This is a genomic window from Mycobacterium sp. shizuoka-1, from assembly GCF_002723835.1.
In the GTDB taxonomy this organism is placed as follows: Bacteria; Actinomycetota; Actinomycetes; order Mycobacteriales; family Mycobacteriaceae; genus Mycobacterium.
Genome location: NZ_BEWG01000103.1, coordinates 1 through 4,451 on the forward strand (window position 1 = coordinate 1; position 4,451 = coordinate 4,451).

A 4,451-nucleotide genomic window follows, 5' to 3' on the forward strand; every position below is an offset into this window, starting at 1 on the left:
GCTCAAAACACCGAGCGGGGCTGTTCTCATCGATCCGTCATCATCACCACCGATGACGACAACATCGTCACGCTCAATGACGGGCAACAGGTGTGCTGGGACAATGCAGTCGCAGAATCGCTGTTCTCATCCCTGAAAAACGAGTTCTACCATCACCACAGCTTCACCACCCGCCAGGACGCCAGACGGGCGACCATGCGCTACATCGAAGTGTTCTACAACCGCTGGCGCCCTCACACCAACAACGAGGGTCTGCCGCCCGCGACAGCAATGGCCAACTTCACAACCAGAAACCAGCCGCTTCCCGCTGCTGCCTGACCGAAAAGAAACTACCCGACTGTCTCACATCCTTGACACACCTCACACCGTCCGCCACCGGAATGGGCCTGCGGCACGGACGGTCTGCGGCTCTACAAGCCCGGGCGCACCTCCCGATCGACGCAGCCAAATACGAAACGGCAGCTTTCAAGGCCGCGTTCTCCACGGCCCGGTCTTTGGTTTCAACAACACCGACCGTCAGTGCCCCTGCCCGGCCGAGACATCAACCATGCTTAACTGCGAAGGGCCCTTAAAGCGACCCCGTACTGCTCCGGCAGTACTTTCCAAAGGGCACGGACCTGAACGTGTGGAGTTAGACCAGCTCGATGACGTCTGCGACGGACTCAACGACAGGCCCCGAGCATGTCTCAACGACCGCTCGCCACGGGCAGCCATGCAACGATTAGGACACCGGATGCAAACACATCTAATTCGCAACGTTCACTAGAAACCGCCCCGTATATCGGGGGCTGATCCTCGGCGCCAACGCAGCACGGGACCTTCGCAGCAGGGCCTATCGGCACCCCTCCCGGTCCCGCGGAACGTCGATCTGCACCGGGCCTGTCGTCTCCGTCAGCACGGTCTGGGACCGCGTTCCGTTGCGCGAGTTGGCAGTATCCTTCGCCGCCGTGTCGTGCCGTTCATAACCGAGGTGCTCGGTCAGTTCCTCGTCCAGGGCGGTTTCGATGACGGTCTTGGTCAGCTGCTTGAGCAGTCCGTCAGGACCGGCCAGGGACAGCCCCTGCTCCCTCGCCATCCTGACCAGCTCGCGGGCAGCCTCGGCCTCGGATTTCTCTGTCAGTTCGTCAACGGTTTTCGTACTCGGCACAGCCTCAAGTGTTGCGGCCATATCGGGCTCCTTCCCGCCAGGCTTGCCGCCCCGGCGTGTCGAGCCGGATACACCGTTAATTCCCCAGTCCCTGCCCGGGCAGCACGCCGCTGAAGAAGGCGAGGTTCCTGAAGGTCACCGGCGCCGAGAAGATGTCCGCAGCAGCGGTGATCGGCGCGTATCACGACCTGTGGCAGGTTGAGGCGTCCTTCCGCATGACCAAGTCCGATCTGAAGGCCCGGCCAGTGTGAGCCCCGCCCGGCACCGATCTCAGACCCAGAACCGGCCGCAGCCGAGGGCTTCCACGATGGGGACCGCTTCTTCCTCCGCCCCCTCTGGCGGGGCCAGCCAGTGGCCCGTGGAAGGGGGAGCGGAATCAGGGGTAGAATCCACCCCGCGGGAGGACCGCCATGCCCCAATGCGGGCCGCCCTGCGGCTGTCGCCCGCCGAAGGATCCCGCGCTTGTGCGTCATCCGGCGCCTGCGCCGGGCCGGCCCGGCGCGCTGAGCGCAACCGGCACACCAGCCCGGGCAACAATTCCCTCAACCGGGTTCGTCCGGGGAGGACGGAGCCACGGGCGCCGCGATCTCTTTCACGGGCACATCACGCCCAGCCGAAAACCGCCGCTGTCTTCGGCCCCTCTCCCAGAGCCCACCGTGGTCGCCGGAAACCGGACACGAACAGGGGGGCCACTTCAAGAGATACAGGCCAGTTTGTCCGCGATCGCGGTGTTCGACTCGCACGCCGAAGCCAGCAGCACGATCTGGGCGCGCTGCGCCAATCCGGCACGGACTCGAAGACCCCGTCAAGCGGGATAGTTCCCCAGGATCACCATCAACGACGCGTCGCATAGCTGGCGCTGCGACGGCCTGCGTAGTCCGCCAGGATTCGAACGAAGTCCTCGGTTCGCTCCGCGAAGACGTTGTGGCCCGCGGTTCCCAGGATGTGCAGGCTCGTGGTCTCCGAGACGAGGGCGAGCTTCTGGTAGAAGGCGATGCCCAGGTCAACCGGCGCCGAGCGATCGTCGCGGCCCCAGACGACTTCGACGGGAATATTGACCTCGCCGGCGAAGAGGCGAGCGCGGATGTCGTCCTTCGCCGCCTGAAGACTCGGCTCCCAGTATTTCTTCTCAACCATCGGGTAGGTCTTGAGGGCGTTCTGGTGGTTCTCCTTGACGTACTTAGCGGCGGCCGCATTGATTTGTTCCTGCGGCACCGGGGTCACGTACAGCGCACGGAAGTAGGCTCCGCAGATCTCCTCCGGAGACGCGTCCGCCGGAAGCGAACGCGTGATCGCGTCGTAGAACTCAACGTCGCGGAACTTAGCGTCGGTGCCAGCGAGCGTCGCGCTCGACACGATGAAGAGACCTTTGGTCGACTCCGGCATGTCAAGAGCGAGCTTGCTCGCCAGCAGGCCACCGCGCGAGTGCCCGACCAGAATCATGTCCTCGAGTCCCAGAGCGTCGATGAAGCCCCTGGCGTGCTTGACCACCGCATCGAACGTCCACTCGGCATGCGTCGGCGCGAGGTCAGTCTCTCCCTGCCCCAGCTTGTCGAAGGTCACGACGCGGAAGCCCTTGTCGACCAGAGGAGCGATGACGGGAGCCCAACCATCCCCGCCGCCCGGCATGCTCATACCCGAGTGGCCACCGTGGATCAGGAGGATGACCGGACCCTCGCCCTGATCGATATAGCGCGTCCTGATTCCGCCGACGGATATGTAGTTCACGGACAGGTCTGTGTTCAACTCAAGCCTCCTGATCAAAGCAACTGGCTCGCCTATGGGGCGAGTATCTGCCATTTCTGTCACACAGAGAAGCCTTCTGTCAAGAGGGATCCGTGATTCAACGCCGGTGACAAGTTGAACGCCCGCGATCGCCGTCGACATCCCGGTCGTCGGTTGACGCTCGTTGTGCGCCAGCTGCTGATGGGGCCCGCCGAGCCCATCCCGATTGGTACGCCTTGGTTGACGTGAATACACGCCGATACAACAGCAACCACAACCGGCTGGCTGCCAGGCGCCATACCAACATCCGTGCGCCTACTCGACATTGGCTCTCCACGGCTCCACTGGGCCGCCTGGCCAGCGTCAACGCGATCGAGTAGGCGGGCGACCGCCACGAGCTGCGAAGCCCGGATTGAGCGGAACCATTGACGAACGACGAGCGAGTGGATAGCACCCATCAGAGTCACTCTCTGCCTAACAGAGGGCAGTGGCCCACAGGCCATCATGCTCCAACTGGAATGCAGCGCCAGGTCAATCTCCCCCAGGAAGAGAGATTGACCTTCGACGTGAAAATGCTCTCGAGCGAGACAAAAAGCTTCTGCGACGCGACATGCCGTCGCGTGTTCGACACAACTTCGCTTCAAGTGGTCGGATGCATCAGTGATCGCGAATTAGACACATGGAGAAGTTCGACATTCTCACCCTCCGCCTATTAGAGAAGGAAGACTGACCAATGAAACAAACACTGTCCAAATTCGAGTCTGAGTCGGTACGTACCCACTCTCGCCGTGCCGCCATCGCCGCCGCAGCCGGTAATGTCTTGGAGGGTTATGACATCGGGATTTATGGCTATTCGGCGGTTATCCTCGCCAAGCTCTTCTTTTCTGACAACGGAACCGGCGCGTTGATCTTAACCTTTGCCGTCTTCGCCTCCGGCTACCTCACGAAGCCACTGGGCGCCGTGCTGTTTGGCCACATTGGAGACCGTTACGGCCGGCGCTTGGCTCTCGTTACTTCAGTCCTGCTCATCGGTATTTGCACGGTACTTATTGGTGTGCTGCCAACCCAGGCCTCCATCGGAATTTCTGCGCCTATCCTACTTACAATTCTCCGCCTGCTCCAGGGCATCGCAGCTGGAGGCGAATCATCTGGCTCGGCCATCTTTATGGTTGAGTCGGCCCCGCCCGCGCACCGCGGCCTCTACGGAAGCTGGCAGCAGGTAAGTACAGCTGGAGGTCTATTGCTTAGCTCGGGAGCGATTGGTGTCCTGTCAGCCGTATTCACTCAGGAAGAAATTTTCGTTTGGGCATGGAGGATCCCCTTCCTTCTCGCCATATTCACAACTCTCGGAGCCCTGTGGCTGCGCCTCGGAGTCGAGGAGACCCCCACGTTTGAGGCACTCGAAAAGAGTGATGCAGTTGTGCACAACCCATTGATGGTTAGCATCAAAAAATTCTGGAGAGAGATAGTCGTGACCATCGGGGTCGCGAGAGCAATGATCAGAACCTGTGGATCCCGGGCGGGCGTGCCTTCCCGGAAGATGATCTGCAAGGAATCCGAATTCTGATCAAGACCAGCG

Annotated in this window: 3 protein-coding genes and 2 pseudogenes; 3 read left to right on the forward strand and 2 right to left on the reverse strand. The window is 61.5% G+C overall.

Features of this window, described 5'->3' with window-relative positions; genetic code table 11:
- Positions 1 to 90 precede the first annotated feature (90 nt).
- Complete coding sequence (locus MSZK_RS25565) at positions 91 to 318, forward strand: integrase core domain-containing protein (RefSeq protein ID WP_371411389.1); 228 nt, start codon at positions 91 to 93, stop codon at positions 316 to 318.
- Between the two features lie 523 nt (positions 319 to 841).
- Here MSZK_RS25565 and MSZK_RS25570 read toward each other — a convergent pair.
- Positions 842 to 1,168, reverse strand: a pseudogene (locus MSZK_RS25570) (transposase); the annotation flags it as partial.
- A gap of 77 nt (positions 1,169 to 1,245) precedes the next feature.
- On the opposite strand from MSZK_RS25570, the pseudogene MSZK_RS33625 reads away from it, so the two are divergent.
- Positions 1,246 to 1,395 (forward strand): annotated as a pseudogene (locus MSZK_RS33625) (IS1634 family transposase); the annotation flags it as partial.
- A 586-nt stretch (positions 1,396 to 1,981) separates the two neighbouring features.
- Here MSZK_RS33625 and MSZK_RS25575 read toward each other — a convergent pair.
- Positions 1,982 to 2,875 (reverse strand): alpha/beta fold hydrolase, encoded by an 894-nt coding sequence (locus MSZK_RS25575; RefSeq protein ID WP_158230643.1) that lies wholly within the window; start codon positions 2,873 to 2,875, stop codon positions 1,982 to 1,984.
- 730 nt (positions 2,876 to 3,605) lie between these two features.
- Between MSZK_RS25575 and MSZK_RS25580 the strand changes: the two genes are divergently transcribed.
- Positions 3,606 to 4,439, forward strand: coding sequence for an MFS transporter (locus MSZK_RS25580; protein ID WP_052773276.1), 834 nt, complete (start codon positions 3,606 to 3,608; stop codon positions 4,437 to 4,439).
- Positions 4,440 to 4,451 lie beyond the last annotated feature (12 nt).